This is a genomic window from Cognatilysobacter segetis, assembly GCF_004359965.1.
Lineage (GTDB): Bacteria > Pseudomonadota > Gammaproteobacteria > Xanthomonadales > Xanthomonadaceae > Cognatilysobacter > Cognatilysobacter segetis.
Genome location: NZ_SMRQ01000037.1, coordinates 21,875 through 39,531, shown reverse-complemented (window position 1 = coordinate 39,531; position 17,657 = coordinate 21,875). Strand labels below are relative to the sequence as shown.

Annotated in this window: 18 protein-coding genes, 1 tRNA gene and 1 pseudogene; 12 read left to right on the top strand and 8 right to left on the bottom strand. The window is 69.7% G+C overall.

The window, feature by feature from the left end:
- The 10 genes and pseudogenes from E4F61_RS09680 to rnt form a co-directional block, all read left to right on the top strand.
- Positions 1-157: pseudogene (locus E4F61_RS09680) on the top strand (phosphate ABC transporter substrate-binding protein PstS); the annotation flags it as partial.
- Positions 158-310: 153 nt separating this feature from the next.
- Complete coding sequence (pstS, locus tag E4F61_RS09675) at positions 311-1,387, top strand: phosphate ABC transporter substrate-binding protein PstS (protein ID WP_133479456.1); 1,077 nt, start codon at positions 311-313, stop codon at positions 1,385-1,387.
- Positions 1,388-1,474: 87 nt separating this feature from the next.
- Positions 1,475-2,437, top strand: coding sequence for a phosphate ABC transporter permease subunit PstC (gene pstC, locus E4F61_RS09670; protein ID WP_133479455.1), 963 nt, complete (start codon positions 1,475-1,477; stop codon positions 2,435-2,437).
- Positions 2,437-3,285 (top strand): phosphate ABC transporter permease PstA, encoded by an 849-nt coding sequence (gene pstA / locus E4F61_RS09665; RefSeq protein WP_133479454.1) that lies wholly within the window; start codon positions 2,437-2,439, stop codon positions 3,283-3,285. The genes pstC and pstA overlap by 1 nt, the downstream gene beginning before the upstream one ends.
- 29 nt (positions 3,286-3,314) lie before the next feature.
- Entirely contained in the window at positions 3,315-4,124 is an 810-nt protein-coding gene (pstB, locus tag E4F61_RS09660; protein ID WP_133479460.1) for a phosphate ABC transporter ATP-binding protein PstB, read from the top strand.
- 2 nt (positions 4,125-4,126) lie between these two features.
- The gene (gene phoU, locus E4F61_RS09655; RefSeq protein ID WP_133479453.1) at positions 4,127-4,822 is read left to right on the top strand and encodes a phosphate signaling complex protein PhoU; all 696 of its coding nucleotides are present in this window, start codon (positions 4,127-4,129) and stop codon (positions 4,820-4,822) included.
- 209 nt (positions 4,823-5,031) lie between these two features.
- On the top strand, positions 5,032-5,406 hold the full coding sequence (locus E4F61_RS09650) for an HvfA family oxazolone/thioamide-modified RiPP metallophore (protein WP_133479452.1): 375 nt from the start codon (positions 5,032-5,034) through the stop codon (positions 5,404-5,406).
- Between the two features lie 22 nt (positions 5,407-5,428).
- The gene (locus E4F61_RS09645; protein WP_133479451.1) at positions 5,429-6,292 is read left to right on the top strand and encodes an HvfB family MNIO-type RiPP peptide maturase; all 864 of its coding nucleotides are present in this window, start codon (positions 5,429-5,431) and stop codon (positions 6,290-6,292) included.
- Positions 6,282-7,046, top strand: a complete 765-nt coding sequence (locus tag E4F61_RS09640; RefSeq protein WP_133479450.1) for an HvfC family RiPP maturation protein — start codon at positions 6,282-6,284, stop codon at positions 7,044-7,046. The genes E4F61_RS09645 and E4F61_RS09640 overlap by 11 nt, the downstream gene beginning before the upstream one ends.
- A 23-nt stretch (positions 7,047-7,069) precedes the next feature.
- The gene (gene rnt / locus E4F61_RS09635; RefSeq protein WP_133479449.1) at positions 7,070-7,735 is read left to right on the top strand and encodes a ribonuclease T; all 666 of its coding nucleotides are present in this window, start codon (positions 7,070-7,072) and stop codon (positions 7,733-7,735) included.
- 15 nt (positions 7,736-7,750) lie between these two features.
- Here the strand turns inward: rnt and E4F61_RS09630 are convergent, their stop codons facing one another.
- From E4F61_RS09630 to E4F61_RS09605, 6 genes are all read right to left on the bottom strand, one after another.
- Positions 7,751-8,509: an anti-sigma factor gene (locus E4F61_RS09630; RefSeq protein WP_238382876.1), complete on the bottom strand. Its 759-nt coding sequence runs from the start codon at positions 8,507-8,509 to the stop codon at positions 7,751-7,753.
- Positions 8,510-8,511: 2 nt separating this feature from the next.
- Positions 8,512-9,087, bottom strand: coding sequence for a sigma-70 family RNA polymerase sigma factor (locus E4F61_RS09625; RefSeq protein ID WP_133479458.1), 576 nt, complete (start codon positions 9,085-9,087; stop codon positions 8,512-8,514).
- 178 nt (positions 9,088-9,265) lie between these two features.
- Complete coding sequence (locus E4F61_RS09620) at positions 9,266-9,532, bottom strand: CBU_0592 family membrane protein (RefSeq protein ID WP_238382873.1); 267 nt, start codon at positions 9,530-9,532, stop codon at positions 9,266-9,268.
- The gene (gene rlmB, locus E4F61_RS09615; RefSeq protein ID WP_133479448.1) at positions 9,532-10,293 is read right to left on the bottom strand and encodes a 23S rRNA (guanosine(2251)-2'-O)-methyltransferase RlmB; all 762 of its coding nucleotides are present in this window, start codon (positions 10,291-10,293) and stop codon (positions 9,532-9,534) included. The genes E4F61_RS09620 and rlmB overlap by 1 nt, the downstream gene beginning before the upstream one ends.
- Before the next feature lie 93 nt (positions 10,294-10,386).
- Complete coding sequence (rnr, locus tag E4F61_RS09610; protein WP_133479447.1) at positions 10,387-12,825, bottom strand: ribonuclease R; 2,439 nt, start codon at positions 12,823-12,825, stop codon at positions 10,387-10,389.
- Positions 12,826-12,864: 39 nt separating this feature from the next.
- Positions 12,865-13,884 carry a CorA family divalent cation transporter gene (locus E4F61_RS09605; protein WP_133479446.1) on the bottom strand — a complete coding sequence of 340 codons (1,020 nt, stop codon included), beginning with the start codon at positions 13,882-13,884 and terminating at the stop codon, positions 12,865-12,867.
- A 102-nt stretch (positions 13,885-13,986) separates the two neighbouring features.
- Between E4F61_RS09605 and E4F61_RS09600 the strand changes: the two genes are divergently transcribed.
- Positions 13,987-14,607, top strand: a complete 621-nt coding sequence (locus E4F61_RS09600) for an RES family NAD+ phosphorylase (RefSeq protein ID WP_133479445.1) — start codon at positions 13,987-13,989, stop codon at positions 14,605-14,607.
- 56 nt (positions 14,608-14,663) lie between these two features.
- Here E4F61_RS09600 and E4F61_RS09595 read toward each other — a convergent pair whose 3' ends face one another.
- Both E4F61_RS09595 and E4F61_RS09590 read right to left on the bottom strand, forming a co-directional pair.
- Complete coding sequence (locus tag E4F61_RS09595) at positions 14,664-14,849, bottom strand: hypothetical protein (protein ID WP_133479444.1); 186 nt, start codon at positions 14,847-14,849, stop codon at positions 14,664-14,666.
- Positions 14,850-15,045: 196 nt separating this feature from the next.
- Positions 15,046-15,130: transfer RNA gene (locus E4F61_RS09590), tRNA-Leu, on the bottom strand.
- 214 nt (positions 15,131-15,344) lie between these two features.
- Between E4F61_RS09590 and parC the strand changes: the two genes are divergently transcribed.
- Complete coding sequence (gene parC, locus E4F61_RS09585) at positions 15,345-17,588, top strand: DNA topoisomerase IV subunit A (protein WP_133479443.1); 2,244 nt, start codon at positions 15,345-15,347, stop codon at positions 17,586-17,588.
- Positions 17,589-17,657 lie beyond the last annotated feature (69 nt).

Here is a 17,657-nt window from a genome sequence, read left to right as displayed (position 1 = left end):
GCCGCGCAACGCCGCCGGCGCCAAGAACTCGATCGAGTTCTTCCGCTGGGTCTATACGAACGGCGACGCGCAGGCCCGCGCTCTGGACTACGTGCCCCTGCCGGACACGTTGATCAAGCAGATCGAGGCCTACTGGGCCGCGAACGCAAAGTACTGATCACGCGGTGCTACAGGCGACGGGCCCATCGGGGCCCGTCGTCGTTAGGGCGGCTGCTGTCACATTCGCTGGCAGGTGTCACGACCCTGTAACGAAATGATCATTACATGTGCGCCCATGAGCGGCCATCGTGGCCGCACCGTGGAGACGCCCATGAAGCTCGCCCGCCTCGCCGCCCTTTCCCTCGCCCTTGCCGTTGCCGTGTCCGCCTGCTCGGGCGGCGGCAGCAACTCCGACAAGACGCCGTCCGCCGCGGCGCCCGCAACCGCTACAGACGCCAAGCACGCCGAAATCACCGGCGCCGGCGCCACGTTCATCTACCCGCTGCTGTCCAAGTGGTCGGCGGAGTACGCGCAGAAGACCGGCAGCAAGATCAATTACCAGTCGATCGGCTCGGGCGGCGGCATCGCGCAGATCAAGGCCGGCACGGTCGATTTCGGCTCCAGCGACAAGCCGCTCGGTGCCGACGAGCTGGCGCAGGCCGGGCTCGGCCAGTTCCCGTCGGCCGTCGGCGGCGTCGTGCCGGTGGTGAATCTGCCGGGCATCGCCGCGGGCCAGCTAAAGCTTACCGGCCCCGTGCTCGCGGACATCTACCTCGGCAAGGTGACGACCTGGAACGATGCCGCGATCGCGCAGCTCAACCCGGGCGTCGCGCTCCCGTCGATGAAGATCAACGTGGTCAAGCGCTCGGACGGCTCGGGCACCACGTTCAACTTCGTCAATTACCTCTCCAAGGTGAGCCCCGCCTGGAAGGCGAAGGTCGGCGAAGGCACGTCCGTGAACTGGCCGACCGGCATCGGCGGCAAGGGCAACGAAGGCGTGGCCGCCTACGTGAAGCAGATCAAGGGCTCCATCGGCTACGTCGAGCTGGCGTACGCCGCGGAGAACGGAATGGCGCATGCGCAGATGCGCAACGCGGCCGGCCAGTGGGTGCAGCCGGGCATCGCGTCGTTCCAGGCGGCGGCCGCCACGGCGGACTGGGCGAACGCGAAGGACTTCAGCGTGGTCATCACCGACGCGCCCGGCGCGCAGGCGTGGCCGATCGCCGCGACGAATTTCATCCTGATGTACAAGCAGCCGAAGGACGCCGCGCGCTCGAAGGCGGCGCTCGATTTCTTCCGCTGGGCGTTGCACGACGGCGGAAATACGGCCGAATCGCTGAACTACGTGCCGCTGCCGCCGGCGCTGGTGGCGCAGGTCGAGACGTACTGGTCGACGCAGTTCAAGTGATGCGCGCCGCTGCTCCACGAGCGACCTCCACCCTCGATCCGCCGCGGCGCACGCGCGCCGCGGCGGTCGTCGCACGCCCTCGGTGACATGAGCGCCATCCCCGCCCCTCTCGCCGATACCGGCGCACGCGACGCGATGGCCGACCGCGGCTTCCGCTGGCTCGTCACCGCCGCCGGCGTGTTCGTGCTGCTCGCCCTCGCGGCCGCCGCGCTTTCCATGCTGTGGGGCGGGCGCGCCACGTTCACGAAGTTCGGCCTCGGCTTCTTCACCTCGCGCGCCTGGGACCCGGTGGGTCAGGACTTCGGCGCCCTGGTTCCGATCTACGGCACGCTCGTCACCGCGCTGATCGCGCTGGTGATCGCGGTGCCTGTGAGCTTCGGCATCGCGATGTTCCTCACGGAGATCGCGCCCAAGTGGCTGCGCGGGCCGGTGGGCACGGCCATCGAACTGCTCGCGGGCATCCCGTCGATCATCTACGGCATGTGGGGCCTGTTCGTACTCGTGCCCTATCTCGCCGAGCACGTCTATCCGTGGATCGACGCGCACCTCGGCACGCTCCCAGGCGTGGGGGTGCTGTTCGCGGGCCCGCCGCTCGGGCTCGGGATGCTCACCGCGGGCCTCGTGCTCGCGATCATGATCATCCCGTTCATCGCATCGGTGATGCGCGAGGTCTTCCTGACCGTGCCCGGCCGGCTGAAGGAGTCCTCCTACGCGCTCGGATCGACGCGATGGGAGGTCGTCTGGGACGTCGTGCTGCCCTACACCCGCTCGGCCGTCATCGGCGGCATCTTCCTCGGCCTGGGCCGCGCGCTCGGCGAGACGATGGCGGTGACGTTCGTACTCGGCAACGCGCACGAACTCACGGCGTCGCTGCTGATGCCGGGCAATTCAATCGCCGCGACCATCGCCAACGAGTTCGCGGAAGCGGACTCCGAGCAGTACCGTTCGGCGCTGATCGCGCTCGGCTTCGTGCTGTTCCTCGTCACCTTCGTCGTGCTGGCGGTCGCGCGCCTGATGCTTCGGCGCCTGTCGAAGCGGGAGGGCAACTGATGCTGCCGCTGTACGGAATGCGCCGCGCGAAGAACCTGATCGCGCAGGCCCTGGCGGTCGTGGCGACCGTGTTCGGGCTGTTCTGGCTCGTCTGGATCCTCTGGACGACGCTGCACAACGGCATCGCCTCGATGAACGGCGCGCTGTTCACCGCGATGACCCCGCCACCCGGCGAAGACGGCGGTCTGCTGAACGCGTTCTTCGGCGGCGCACTCATGAGCGCGATGGGCATCCTGCTGGGTGCGCCGATCGGCGTGCTCGCCGGCACCTACCTGGCCGAGTACGCCAACCGCAGCCGCATCGGCGACGTCATCCGCTTCGTCAACGACATCCTGCTGTCGGCCCCGTCGATCGTGCTCGGCCTGTTCGTCTACACGCTGGTGGTCGCGAAGATGGGCCACTTCTCCGCCCTCGCCGGCGCGATCGCGCTCGCCTTCATCGTGCTGCCGGTGGTCGTGCGCACCACCGACGAGATGCTGCGACTGGTGCCGACGCAGATGCGCGAGGCCGCGCTGTCGCTGGGCATCCCGCAATGGAAAGTGGTGATGCAGGTGCTGTACCGCGCGTCGCTGCCTGGCATCGCGACCGGCATCCTGCTCGCGCTCGCCCGCATCTCCGGCGAGACCGCACCCCTGCTGTTCACCGCGCTCAACAACCAGTACTGGTCGACCGACGTCACGCAGCCGATGGCCAACGTGCCGGTGGTGATCTTCCAGTACGCGATGAGCCCCTACGACGCCTGGCATTCGCTGGCGTGGGCGGGTGCGTTCGTCCTGATGCTGTTCGTGCTGGCGGTGAGCCTCGTCGCCCGCGCCATCGTCTCGCGCCACCGGATCACCCACGACTGATGAACGCCGCCCTTCCGCCGGACCTCGCGATGAACGACGCTCCCCGCCTCCAGCTCGAGACCCCGCACGCGGCCGCGGCCGCGTCGCCGGTCAAGCTCGCCGCGCGCGGGCTCGATTTCCATTACGACCGCTTCCACGCGCTCCGCAACATCGCGCTCGACATCCCCGAGAAGCGGGTGACCGCGCTGATCGGCCCGTCGGGTTGCGGCAAGTCCACGCTGCTGCGCGTCTTCAACCGCATCTACGCGCTGTATCCCAAGCTGGTCGCGAGCGGCGAAGTGCTGCTGGACGGCGAGAACATCCTCGACCCGAAGTACCCGCTCAATCGCCTGCGCAGCAAGGTGGGCATGGTGTTCCAGAAGCCGGTGCCGTTCCCGATGACGATCTTCGAGAACGTCGCCTACGGCATCCGCCACCACGAGCGCCTGTCAAAGGCGGACATGCAGACCCGCGTGGAGCAGGCGCTGCGCCAGGCGGCGCTGTGGGACGAGGTCAAGGACAAGCTCGGCCAGAGCGCGCTGGGCCTGTCCGGCGGACAGCAGCAGCGCCTGTGCATCGCGCGCGCCGTCGCGCTGCGGCCCGACGTCCTGCTGCTCGACGAGCCGACCTCGGCGCTCGACCCGATCTCCACCAGCCGCATCGAGCAGCTCGTCGACGAGCTCAAGCGCGACTTCACCATCGTCATCGTGACGCACAACATGCAGCAGGCCGCGCGCATCTCCGACTTCACCGCCTTCATGTACCTGGGCGAGCTGGTCGAGCACGGCACCACCGAGACGATCTTCTCCAATCCCTCGAAGCAGCAGACCGAGGACTACATCACCGGGCGGTTCGGCTGACCATGCACGATCACATCCTCAAGAGTTTCGATGCCGAGCAGGCCCGCCTGCTCGATGAAACGCTGCGCATGGCCGAGATGGCCGCGCTGCAGCTCGAAGCGGCGCTCGACGTGGTGCAGCGCCGCGACGACAAGGCCGCCGCGCGCATCGTCGCCAATGACGAAGCGCTCGATTCGCTGGAACGCGAGATCAGCCACGACGTCATGAAGCTCGCGCTGCGCGGCCCGATGGCGCGCGACCTGCGCGAGATCCTCGCCGCGATCCGCATCGCATCCGACATCGAGCGCATCGGCGATTACGCCGCCAATGTCGCCAAGCGCTCGATGGCGCTGAACGCGTCGCCGGCGCTGCCGCACGTCGCCGGGCTTCAGCTGATCGGGCGTCTGGCCGTGCAGCAGGTGCGCGCGGTCATCGCCGCCTATCGCGACAGCGACGTCGACGCGGCGCAGCGGGTTCGCGCGGGGGACGCCGAGATCGACGCCGCGTATACCGGCCTGTTCCGCGAGCTGCTGACGTACATGATGGAGGATGCGCGCGCGATCACCCCGTGCACCCACCTGCTGTTCATGGCGAAGAACATCGAGCGCATCGGCGACCATGCGACCAACATCGCGGAGAACGTGTGGTTCCTGGTGCGCGGCGAGGAGGCGCTGCCGCCACGCGAGAAGGCCGACGGCAGCAATACCGCGACGCTCTGACCAACCGGACGGCGGTACGACGTGGGCGAGGCCGCTGGCTCGGCTGCCGCGGCGGTCGCTGCATCCGTCGCGTCGCGGACGCCGTAGGTCGGTTCAGGCACCCGGCGTTAGGGTGCCGGCAGTCCGGAAGCCCGGCTGCCCTATCCCTCCCGCCGCGCTAGCATCGCGGTCTCCACGCGGCCCGGCCGCCCACAGGAAGGTCATCGCCCATGTCCCGTTCGCTCAAGACCCCCGCCCTTACCGCGCTCACCGGCGGCCTGCTGCTGGCCGGCACGGCTTTCGCGTCGACCGCGCTGTCGCAGGGCTACATGCTGGCCGCCACCGACGCCCCGCCGAAGACCGATGCCAAGTCGTCCGAGATGAAGTGCGGCGCGGACATGAAAGCGGCCGAAGCCAAGTGCGGCGCCGACAAGGCCAAGGCCGGCGAAGCCAAGTGCGGCGCAGCGAAGATGAAAGCCGGCGAGATGAGCTGCGGCGCCGACAAGGCCCACGCGAAGCCGGCGCCCGCCGCCACCAAGAAGGTCGCCGACGCGAAGATGGCCGAAGGCAAGTGCGGTGAGGGCAAGTGCGGCGGCTCGATCTGAGCCTGCGCGCCCCGGTTTGATCATGGCTGCGGCGCCGGTCCTCGCTCCCGACGCCGTCGGCCTCGGCCTGCGGCGGGCCCTGTTGGGCCCGTTGCGGGCCGCCTCGCAGGATGCGGTCGATTTCCTCGAAGTCGCGCCCGAGAACTGGATGGGCGTGGGCGGCGCGCTCGGGGATGCGTTCGCGGAGGTCACCGCCCGTTGGCCACTCGTCTGCCACGGGCTCTCGCTGTCGCTCGGCGGTCCCGGCGAGCTCGACCGCACCTTCCTGCTGCGGCTGCGCCGCTTCCTCGACACCCACCGCTGCGTGCTCTACAGCGAGCACCTGTCGGCCTGCAGCGACGCGCAGGGCCAGCTGTACGACCTGATGCCGCTGCCGTTCAACCGCGCCGCGGTCGAGCACGTGGTCGGCCGCATCCGCGACGTCCAGGACGTGCTGGGCCGTCGACTCGCCGTCGAGAACGTCTCCTACTCCGCGACGCTGGACGCCGGCGGCGACGGCGCGCTGCGCGAGATCGACTTCGTGAACGAGGTGGTCGAGCGCGCCGATTGCGACCTGCTGCTCGACGTCAACAACATCGTCGTCAACGCGACCAACCACGGTTACGACGCTCGCGGGTTCCTGCGTGCGCTGCCGGCGTCGCGCGTGGCCTACCTGCACGTCGCGGGCCACCACGACGAGGCGGACGACCTCAAGATCGATACGCACGGCGCAGCGGTGAGCGACCCGGTCTGGGCGCTGCTCGACGAGGCCTACGCGCATTGCGGGCCGCGGCCGACGCTGCTGGAGCGGGACTTTAACCTGCCGCCGTTCGACGAGCTCCTCGGCGAACTCGACGGGGTCCGCACGCGGCTGCGGCGCGACATTGCTCAGCGTGATGCCGCCTGACCCGCGCGACCCGCTGGAAGCGCAACGGGCGCTCGCGGCATGGATCCGCGATCCGCTGTCGGCCCCGGCACCCGTCGGCGTCGAGCCCCGTCGTCTGCAGGTCTATGCGGATCTCGTCTTCAACAACATCACCTCGCTGCTGGCGACGACGTTTCCCGTGCTTCGCGCGATGCAGGGAGACGACGCCTGGCAGGCGCTGATGCGCGATTTCCTGCGCGAGCACCCGGCGCGCACGCCGGTCTTCAGCGAGCTGGCGCGCGAACTGCTGCGCTACCTCGACACGCGGTGGGAAAGCGGGCGCGACGATCCGCCCTGGCTACGCGAGCTGGCGCATTACGAATGGGTCGAGCTCGCACTGCAACTGAGCGAGGCGCGCCCATCGGACGTGCCGCACGCCCCGGACGGCGACCTGCGCGCCGGCGTTCCCGTCTTGTCGCCGGTGGCTTGGCCGCTGGCCTATGACTGGCCGGTTCACCGCATCGCCCCCGGCCACCGGCCAGAGGCGGCGACGACGCTGCTGCTCCTGCATCGCGAAGCGGCCGGGAACGTCGCGTTCCACGAGCTCGGACCGGTGGCGTTCCATCTCCTGCACCGGCTGACAGAAAACCCGGCGGCGAGCGGCGACGCGGTGCTGCGCGCGCTCGCGCGCGATGCGCAGGCACCCGATGCGGACGCCTTCGTCGAACAGGGGCTCGGCCTGCTCGAGCGCTACCGCCGCGGCGGCATCGTGCTGGGCACGCGACCGCCCGACTGATCGCCCGCGCCGCCTCTGCTAGGCTGCGGACCCGTTCCCCCACGATCCCCGCCGTGCCTTCACTCGCTTCGCGCTTTCGCGGTTTCCTCCCCGTCGTCGTCGACGTGGAGACGGGCGGGTTCGACTGGAATCGCCATGCGCTGCTGGAGATCGCGGCGGTGCCGCTGGATCTCGATGAGCACGGCCGACTCGTGCCCGGGCCCACGGCGAGCTCGCACGTGGTGCCCGCGCCGGGCATGGAGATCGATCCGAAGTCGCTCGAAGTGACCGGGATCATCATCGACCATCCGTTCCGCGACGCGAAGAACGAACGGCAGGCGCTCGACGTGGTGTTCGCGCCCGTTCGCACGGCGCTGAAGAAGCACGGCTGCCAACGCGCGATCCTCGTCGGGCACAACGCGCACTTCGATCTCAACTTTCTGAACGCTGCCGTGGCGCGTTCGAAGCATCCGCGCAACCCGTTCCACCCGTTCAGCGTGTTCGACACCGTCACGCTCGGCGGCGTCGCCTACGGGCAGACCGTGCTGGCGCGTGCGCTGCAGGCGGCGGGCATCGAATGGCGCGCGGACGAAGCCCATTCGGCCGTGTACGACGCGGAGCGCACGGCCGAACTGTTCTGTCGCATCGTCAACAGCTGGCCGATGCTCGGCGGACCCGGTGCGGCGCCCGCGGACGACGCGACGGCGTAAACCCGGCTCCGCAACTCAGAGCGCGAGCGTGCCGGCCGCCATCGGCTTCGTCGACGGTGCCTGCGGCGCCACCGGCTGCACCGGTTCCATCGTGATCGCGACCGTCCAACCGGACTGCATGCCGGCGTGCAGTTCGTCCTTCGGCACGTCGACCCACTGCGAGCGCGACGCGCCCACGTAGCCGAGCGACTTGGGCTTCTGCCCCGGCGCGATCAGCCACAGCACCGGCGCGCGCGTGCCGGCGGGGACGGTACCCGGCACCGGCACCAGCCACATGCCCCCGGTGCGCATGTCGACGGTCGCCAGGTAGGCGATCTGCCCGTTGTTGGCGACCAGTTGCGTCACCGGCAGTTCCGGCATCGCGCCGCTCGCAGCCGGCTTAGCGGGCGTGGAGGCGAGGGTGGGCGATGGCGGGGCCACGCGCGGTCGCTGCAATGCGACGACCGCCAACACCGCGGCTGCGGCGAACCCGGCCGCGGCTGCGCCCTTCCAGAAGCCGACGCGGGCGGGCTCGGCGCGCGTGGCCACGGGCGACCAGCCCAGCCGCGTGCGCAGCCGGGGCCACGCATGCGCGGGGACATCGGCCCCGCCGAGTTCGTCGTTCAGCGCGTCCAGCCGGCGGCTCCATTCGTCCACCAGCCGCGCGAACGCGGGATCGCGCGCGGCGCGCAGGCGGGCGGCCTGCAGCTGCGCGGCATCCAGCACGCCCAGCACGTACTCGGCGGCGAACAGGTCGGCGGACGGCGGATCGCGGTCGAGATCGAGGTCGCGCACGGTCAGGTCTCCAGGCACGCACGCAGCTGCAGGAGTCCACGGCGGATCCAGCTCTTCACCGAGCCCAGCGGCGCGCCCGAGCGGCTCGCCAGTTCCTCGTACGTCGCGCCTTCGAAGAAAGCGGTGCGGATCAGCCCACGGCGTCGGTCGTCGAGCTTCTGCAGGCAGTGCTGAAGGCGTTCGCGCTCGTCGGACGCCTCGGCCTCGTCGACCGGCGACGCCCCGGAATCGGGCAATTCGTCGCCGAGCTCGACCGCCGTCCTGCGGACGGCGTGGCCGGGCGAGCGCAGACGGTCGATCGCGCGATTGCGGGCGATCATCGACATCCACGCCATCGCGCCGGCACGACCGGGGTCGAACTGGTCGGCCTTGTGCCAGATGGTGGCGAAGACATCCTGGAGTACGTCCTCGGCCTCGGCGCGATCGGACAGTACGCGAATGCAGATCGCGAACAGGCGCGGCGATGCAAGTCGGTAGAGGCGCTCGAACGCGTCGCGATCGCCGCGGGCGACCTCGAGCAACTGCGCCGCGAGCGGGTCCGCCGCGGTCTCGCCCGGGAGGGGCAGCGTCTCGAGCATGGCGTTCCCTGCGAAGCGGAGGTGGACGGTGGCGGACATCGGAACCTCCGACGGATGCCGGAGGCTGAACGGTTATGCCACCCCCGCCCCGCCCCCGCAAGCACGAACCCGGCGTGCCCGATAGGAGTACGCGACAGCCGAGCCAGCGGATGCGCGCACCACCAAGCCACGGCTTGGGTCAGCGACGCTCGCGCATCGAGCGGACGATGCCGTAGCCGCTGACCAGGACCCAGGCGAGTTCCAGGAGGAACACCGACAGGTTGAACTTGCCGACGAGCGACACGAGGATGCCCGCGGCGCCGAACAGGTTGAGCAACTGGTACGTCAGGCCCGTGCCCGACAGCCTGCGCGTCTGCAGCAGGAAGTACGCGGCGAGGATCGCGAGCGTGCCGCCCAGGCCGACGATGTCGTACCACTGCAGTGCGATGACGGCGTCCTGTTCCATCAGCGGGCACTCCGCTGGCGCACGGCTTCGAAGAGCGTGACGCCCGCCGCGACCGACACGTTCAGGCTTTCGACGCCCGTCTCCGCCGCCCCCGGCATCGGGATCGACACGAGCCCGTCGCAGGTTTCGCGCGTGAGGCGGCGCAGCCCGTCCGCCTCGCCGCCGAGCACGAGGCCGACGTTGCCGCGCAGGTCCAGCCCGTAAAGCGAATCGCCCGCGTCGCCGGCCAGGCCGTAGAGCCAGACCCCGAGCTGCTGCAGCTCCTTCATCGCGCGCGAAAGATTGGTCACCTGCACGACCGGCACGGCATCCGCGGCGCCGGCCGACGTCTTGCGCACCGTCGCGTTGACCTGCACCGACTTGTCCTTCGGGATCACGACCGCGGTGACGCCCGCGGCCGCGGCGCTGCGCAGGCACGCGCCGAGGTTGTGCGGGTCCTGCACGCCGTCCAGCACCAGCACGAGCGCCCGGCCATCGGCGGCCTCCACCAGGCCCTGGAGCTCGTTCTCGCCCCACGTGCGCGCCGCCACGTAGCGGGCGATCGCGCCCTGGTGGCGGACGCCGCCGGAGGCGCCATCGAGCGCCTGCTGCGCGACGCGACGCACCGGAATGTCCAGGCGCCGCGCCTGCGATTCGATCTCCTGGATGCGGGGATTCTTCGACCCGGCTTCCAGCAGCACCTCGCGCACGTGCTCAGCGTCGTTCTGGAGTGCGGCCGACACCGCGTTGATGCCGGCGATCCACTGGTTCTGTTTGCTCATGCGCCTATTGTGCCGCGCCGCGACAGCGCGCGCTCACGAACGTCTCCGCGCCTCGAGGCGGGAGACCAGCATTGCCATGCTGAAAGAGAGGGCTCAATACGCCTGCTTCTTCCGCTTCGCCGGCTGCCCGCGCGGCGGCAGCGGCTTCGCGCCGCCGCCCTCTTCCAGCAGCCGGAAATCGATGCGCCGATCCTCGACGCTCGCCTTCAGCACGACGATGTCCACGCGGTCGCCCAAGCGGTACTCGCGACCGCGGCGTTCGCCGGTCAGCGTCTTGCGGATCGGATCGAAGTGGTAGAAGTCGTTCGGCAGCTGCGTCACGTGCACGAGTCCGGTGACCTTCGAATCGTCAAGCTCGACGAAGAGGCCGAAGCTGGTCACGCCGCTGATGGTGCCGGCGAATTCGCCGCCGACGTGCTGCTCCATCCACGCGGCGCGGTAGCGCTCGTCGACTTCGCGCGCGGCCTCGTCGGCGCGACGCGAGCGCTCCGACGATTCCAGCGACAGCTGCGCCATCGCGCTCGGCGAATAGCGGAACTTCTCCGGACGCGCGCCGCTGAGCACGTGCTTGATCGCACGGTGCACCAGCAGGTCGGGATAGCGGCGGATCGGCGACGTGAAGTGGGCATACGCATCGAGGGCAAGACCGAAGTGGCCCACGTTGACCGGCGCGTACACGGCCAGCGACTGGCTGCGCAGCAGCACGGATTCCAGCAGCGCCGCCTCGGGGCGATCGCGGATCTTCTTCAGCAGGTGGGTGAAGTCCTTCGGCTCGACCTTCGACCACGGCGGCATGCGCAGGCCGAACTCCTTCAGGAATTCGAGCAGGTCGGTGTACTTCTGCTCCGGCGGGCGCTCGTGGATGCGGTACGGCGCCGGCACGTCGGCGTTGATCAGGAAGCGAGCGGCTTGGACGTTCGCCGCGATCATGCACTCCTCGATCAGCTTGTGCGCGTCGTTGCGCTGGATCATGCCCGCCTGCGTCACCTCGCCCTGCGGGCCGATGACGAAGCGCACCTCGCTCGATTCGAACTCGATCGCGCCGCGCTTCTGCCGCGCGCGCACCAGCACCTGGAACAGCTGGTGCAACTGCTCGATGTTCGGGAGCAGTGCGCCGATGTACGACCGCGCCTCGGCCCTCGCGTCGTCGCTCACGTCGTCGCCGATCGCGTTCCAGACCTGCGTGTAGGTCAGGCGCGCATGCGAGTGCATGACCGCCTCGTAGAACTTCGACGAGGTCACCTCGCCCTTGCGGTCCACCTGCATGTCGCAGACGAAGCACAGGCGGTCGACGCGCGGCTTGAGGGAGCAGATGCCGTTGGACAGCGTCTCCGGCAGCATCGGCACCACGAAGCCGGGGAAATAGACCGAGGTCGCGCGCTTCTGCGCCTCGTCGTCGAGCGGCGTGCCGGGCTTGACGTAATGCGAGACGTCGGCGATCGCCACGATGAGGCGGAAGCCGTCGCGATTGGGCTCGCACCAGACCGCGTCGTCGAAGTCCTTCGCGTCCTCGCCATCGATGGTGACCAGCGGCACGGTGCGCAGGTCGACGCGCCCCACGGCGGTGGCCTCGTCCACGTCGACCGGGATCGCCGCCGCCTGTTCGAGCACCGCCTGCGGGAATTCGTGCGGGATGTCATGGCCGTGGATGGCCGCCTGCACCGCGAGCGACGCGGTCAGGCGATCGCCGAGCACGGTCAGCACGCGGCCCACGGGCAGGCGCTTGCCGTCCGGCATCTCGGTGATTTCGACGACGACCAGCTGGCCGTCGCGCGCCTCGTTGCGGTCGTCCGGCGGAATCAGCACATCCTGCTGGATGCGCCGATCGTCGGGGATTACTACGCCCACGCCGGCGCGCGTCTCGTAACGGCCGATCAGTCGCGTGAGGCGTCGCTCCAGCACCTCGACGATCGCGCCTTCGCGGCGCCCGCGCCGGTCCACGCCGGTGACGCTGGCCAGCACGCGGTCGCCGTGCATGACCTTGCGCATCTCGGCCGGCGGCAGGAACAGGTCGTCGCCGTTGCCCGGATCGGGCTTCAGGAAGCCGAAGCCGTCCGGATTGGCGATGACCACGCCCGGCAGCAGGTCGACGCGCTGCGCGGGCAGGTACGCGCCCCTGCGGTTCTGCAGCAGCTGGCCGTCGCGCAGCATCGCCCGCAGGCGGAATCCCAGCGCTTCGCGGCGCTCGTCGTCGTTGATGCCCAGCTGCTCGGCGATGACGTCGATCGGCACGGGGCCGTCTGCCGCCGCGAGCAGCTGCAGGATCATTTCGCGGCTGGCGATCGGCTTCTCGTAGCGCGCCGCCTCGCGCTGCGCCTGCGGATCGACGGAGGGCGCCGGCCCCTGCGTGCGCCGCGCCGCGAGCGGCGGTTCCGGCATCCACGGCGGTCGCTTGCCCTGGGGCGCGGGACCCTTTCGACCGGCAGCCGCACCGGCGCCGTCGCGGGTCGCACCCGCGGTCTTGCGATTACCACCCGCGCGCGGGGACTTGCCGGCGCCACCGCGCCCGCCACTCGATTTTTTTCCTTTCATGAACGAATCGTCTCACACGTTCATCAAGGCGGCGTCGGCTCAACGCTGGCTGCGCAGCAGCCGCCACAGTGCCCACGCACCGGAGCCCAGCACCAGCGCGGCGATGAGTCCGGCGGCCGCCACGAACCCGCGTTCGCCGGTGTCGAACAGGCGCGCCTGGAAATTCATGCCGAGCACGCCCGCGACCGTAGCCGCGAAACCCATCACCACGGTCACCACGGTCAGCGTGTGCATCGCCTGGTTGGTGCTTTCAGCGGTGCGCGAGGTGTAGAGGTCGAAGCTGCCGTTGACGAGTTCGCGCGCGGCCTCGATCGCCAGCATGACGTCGCCGTATCGCCCGCTGAGCGCACGGCAGTGGCGTTCGGCGGCGTCCGACAGGCGCGGGTCGAAGTCCGGCCGGCCCAGTGCGTCGAACAGGTCGCGCTGCGCGGCGAGGTAGCGGCGCAGGCGCGACGCCATGTGCCGCAGGGCCTGCAGTTCGCCCAGGTGCCGCGGTTGCGGGCGGCGCAGGATCATCAACTCGAGACGGTCGAGCGAGGTCTCGAACGCGTCGCGCGCGTCGAGGAAGTCGGTGAGCATCCGGTCGAGCAGCCCCATCGCGAAGCTGGTCGCCTCGAGGCCGCCGATGCGCAGGTGGTCGGCCTCGTTGTTGAGCACGCTCGCCAGGAAGTCGACCGGCGCCCTATGCACCGTCACCACCACGTTCGGCCCGATCCCGATGGCCACGGGAACCTGGGCCGGCTTGCCGCCGCCGTGCCAGTTGAGCGCGCGCACGTGCAGGTAGGTCCAGTCGCCATGGATGACCAGGCCGAGTTCACCGCCCTCGTCGGGATCCAGCCGCCGGACATCGGCGCCCAGCGGCGTCAGCATGTCCGGCAGCCCCGCTTCGACCAGCGCGTTGACCCAGAGCAGTCGGTGGTCGGGTACGCGCGCGTAGGCGTCCAGCGCCGACGCGTCGACCTCCCGGCTCACCTGGTCGGTGTCGAACAGCAGGGCGCGCAGCGGGGGTTGCGGCGTAGGCCCCGTCTCGGTGGAGCGCGGTTCGGTCCGGTCTGGCATGACGCTCTCCTGGGCAAGCGGCCGTAGCTTCACGGTGGACATGACTACGCCTTGTTAAAACGCCCGGACGACGCTCGCCGTCCGTTCACCCGCGAGGCCTCCATGCAGACCCAGCCCCCGACCCCGACCAGCGAGAAAGAGCTCGACAAGGCGCTCAAGGACACGGTCCCGGCGAGCGACCCGCTCTCCGCGACGGCGCACCTCACCGCCACGCCGACGTCGGACACCCTGGTCGCGGCCGAGCACAGCGCGGATCATCCGGGCACCGTCACCCTGTACCGGATCGTGGACGAAGCGAAGCGCGAGAAGCCGTTCGGGGCGAACGGGGGCACCGCGGGGCGCTGGACCTCGGAAGGCAGCACGGCGATCTACGCGGCGCTTTCTCCGGCCACGGCGCTGCTCGAATTCCTCGCGCACTGCGAGGGTCGCCCGCCGGAGTCCGCCTTCCTCGCCAAGGCGCACATCCCGCGTGACCGCATCAGCGTCGTGCACGCCTATCCCTCGACCTGGCGCGAACGGCCGTACCGAAGCGAGGTTCAGCAGGTCGGCGACGCCTGGTGGTCGTCGCACCAGTCACTGGCAGCGCAGGTGCCGAGCGCACTGTGCGAGGAGACGTGCAACGTTCTGATCAATCCGGAGCATGTCGACGCACCCCTGATCCAGGGCGTGCAGGTGATGCCCATCCACATCGACGACCGCCTGCTACGGCTCGCCGGAAGCTGATCCGCAACGAAAAAACCCGCGGCGGCCCGCGGGTTCTTTCGTCGGCCCGGAAGGCCTCAGTGCTGCGTCTGGCGATCGCCGCGGTCGCCCTGGCCCGGGCCCGCGTCGTGCTCGGCATGCCGCTTGCGGTCCTGCGTCAGCGAGCGCCCGACGTCGTCGGACTCGGTGAAGCGACCCTTCTCGTCGCGACGCACGTAGCGCTTGTCGCCCGGATTCGGTTCGATCAGTTCACGTTTGCTCATGGCGCTCCATCCTCGGAGGGGCTCGGAAGGTGCCCCGAACGTCGCGCAGCGACAGTGAAGACGGGGGCAAGAGCCGGGCCCGCGATCGACGCCGTTCGTGACGTGTTCACCGTCGCGGGCGGGCAGCGCCGGATTCCGGACGCAAAAAAACCCGCTCGCGGCGGGTTTCGATGCGTCCACTGAAGGACTTCGTATGTGGTGCCCAGGAGAGGACTCGAACCTCCACGGTTTTACCCGCTAGTACCTGAAACTAGTGCGTCTACCAATTCCGCCACCTGGGCCCGGCCGGCGACATGTCACCGGCGAGGGCGCGTATGTTCGCCGCCCGTGCGCGCCGTGTCAATGCCGATTGCGCGCCTCGGTCGCGGCGGCTGAGACCTCGGCCGCGGATGCTGTCCCGGTCCAGCGCGCACGTAGAATCCGATGCCGAATCGAACCCCCGCGGGCCGCGCCCGCGCACTCGCGAGCGCCGCTCGCGTCGCCTCCCGGAAGTCCATGACCGACTCGCCCCGCTCCACCTTCCACGGCTTCGAGCAGATCCCGCTGCGCGAATACGCCGAGCGCGCCTACCTCGACTACTCGATGTACGTCGTGCTCGACCGTGCCCTGCCCTTCATCGGCGATGGGCTCAAGCCCGTGCAGCGACGCATCGTCTACGCGATGAGCGAGCTGGGCCTGAACGCCGGGGCCAAGCCGAAGAAGTCCGCGCGCACCGTCGGCGACGTGATCGGCAAGTTCCACCCCCACGGCGATTCGGCCTGCTACGAGGCGCTGGTGCTCATGGCACAGCCGTTCTCGTACCGCTACCCGCTGATCGAGGGCCAGGGCAACTTCGGTTCGCAGGACGATCCCAAGTCGTTCGCCGCGATGCGCTACACGGAGTCGAAGCTGACGCCGATCGCCGAGGTGCTGCTCGGCGAGCTCGCGCACGGCACCGTGGACTGGGACCCGAACTTCGACGGCACGCTGGAGGAGCCGAGCTGGCTGCCCGCGCGCCTTCCGCACCTGCTGCTCAACGGTACGACCGGCATCGCGGTCGGCATGGCCACCGACGTGCCGCCGCACAACCTGCGCGAGGTCGTCAGCGCGTGCGTGCGCCTGCTGGACGACCCCGACGCCACGGTGCGCGACCTCTGCGAGCACGTGCAGGGGCCGGACTATCCGACCGCGGCCGAGATCATCACGCCGCGCGCGGACATCCTGCAGATGTACGAGACCGGCGGCGGCTCGGTGCGCGCCCGCGCGACGTGGCAGAAGGACGGCCCGAACATCGTGATCACCGCGCTGCCCTACCAGGCATCGCAGGGCAAGGTGATCGAGCAGATCGCCGCGCAGATGCGCGCGAAGAAGCTGCCATGGCTCGAGGACATCCGCGACGAGTCCGACCACGCGAACCCGACGCGTATCGTGCTCGTGCCGCGCAGCAACCGCGTCGACGCCGAACCGCTGATGGGCCACCTGTTCGCGACCACGGACCTCGAGCGCAGCTACCGCATCAACTTCAACGTCATCGGGCTGGACGGCAAGCCGCAGGTCAAGAACCTGCGCGCGTTCCTGACCGAGTGGCTGCAGTTCCGCAGCGACACCGTTACCCGCCGCCTCACGCACCGACTGGAGCGCGTCGAGCGCCGTCTGCACCTGTTGGAAGGCCTGCTGGTCGCGTTCCTCAACCTCGACGAAGTCATCCGCATCATCCGCAGCGAGGACGAGCCCAAGCCGGTGCTGATGGCGCGCTTCGGACTGAGCCTCGAGCAGGCGGACTACATCCTCGAGACCCGCCTGCGCCAGCTGGCGCGGCTCGAGGAAATGAAGATCCGCGGCGAGCAGACCGACCTCGCCACCGAACGCGACCGGATCCAGGCGATCCTCGCGAGCAAGGCGAAGCTGCGCAAGCTCATCAAGGACGAGCTGCTGGCCGACGCCAAGAAGTTCGGCGACGAGCGCCGCTCGCCCCTGGTGGCGCGCGGTGCCGCGCAGGCGATCAGCGAGAGCGAGCTGGTGCCGAGCGAACCGGTGACCGTGGTCGTCAGCCAGAAGGGCTGGGTGCGAGCGGCAAAGGGACACGAGATCGACGCGGCCGGCCTGTCCTACCGCGAAGGCGACGAACTGCTGGCCGCCGTCCGAACGCGCAGCACGGCGCAGGTCGCGTTCCTCGACTCGACCGGGCGCAGCTATTCGACGGTCGTGCACTCGTTGCCGAGCGCGCGCGGCAACGGCGACCCGCTCACCGGTCGCTTTTCGCCGCCGTCCGGTGCGTCGTTCCAGGCGGTGGCCAGTGGCGAGCCCGACCAGGCGTTCCTGCTCGCGACCAGCCAGGGCTACGGCTTCGTGACGAAATTCGAGAACCTCGTCAGCCGCAACAAGGCCGGCAAGGCCATGCTGTCGCTGACGCCGAACGCCGAGGTGCTGCAGCCGGCGCCCGCGTCGACCGCGAAGGGGTATCGCGTGGTCGCGGCCACGAGCGCTGGCCACGTCCTGGCGTTTCCCATCGGCCAGCTGCCGGAAATGGAGCGCGGCAAGGGCACCAAGATCATCGAGATCCCGAAGGCGAAGCTGGGCACCGAGCGCGTCATCGACGTGGTGGTGGTCGGCCCCGACCAGTCGCTGGTGGTGCTGTCCGGCGCACGTTCGATGACGCTGGCCTACAAGGACCTCGAGCCCTACATGGGCCAACGCGGCGCGCGCGGTGGGCTGCTGCCGCGCGGCTGGCAGAAGGTCGAAGGGCTGCTGGTCGAGTAACGGGCGCCGCGTCCGGTTCCGCTGCGTTGCGTTGCGTGGCCGCGCCCGCGCGGGCCCATTGGCTGGTGT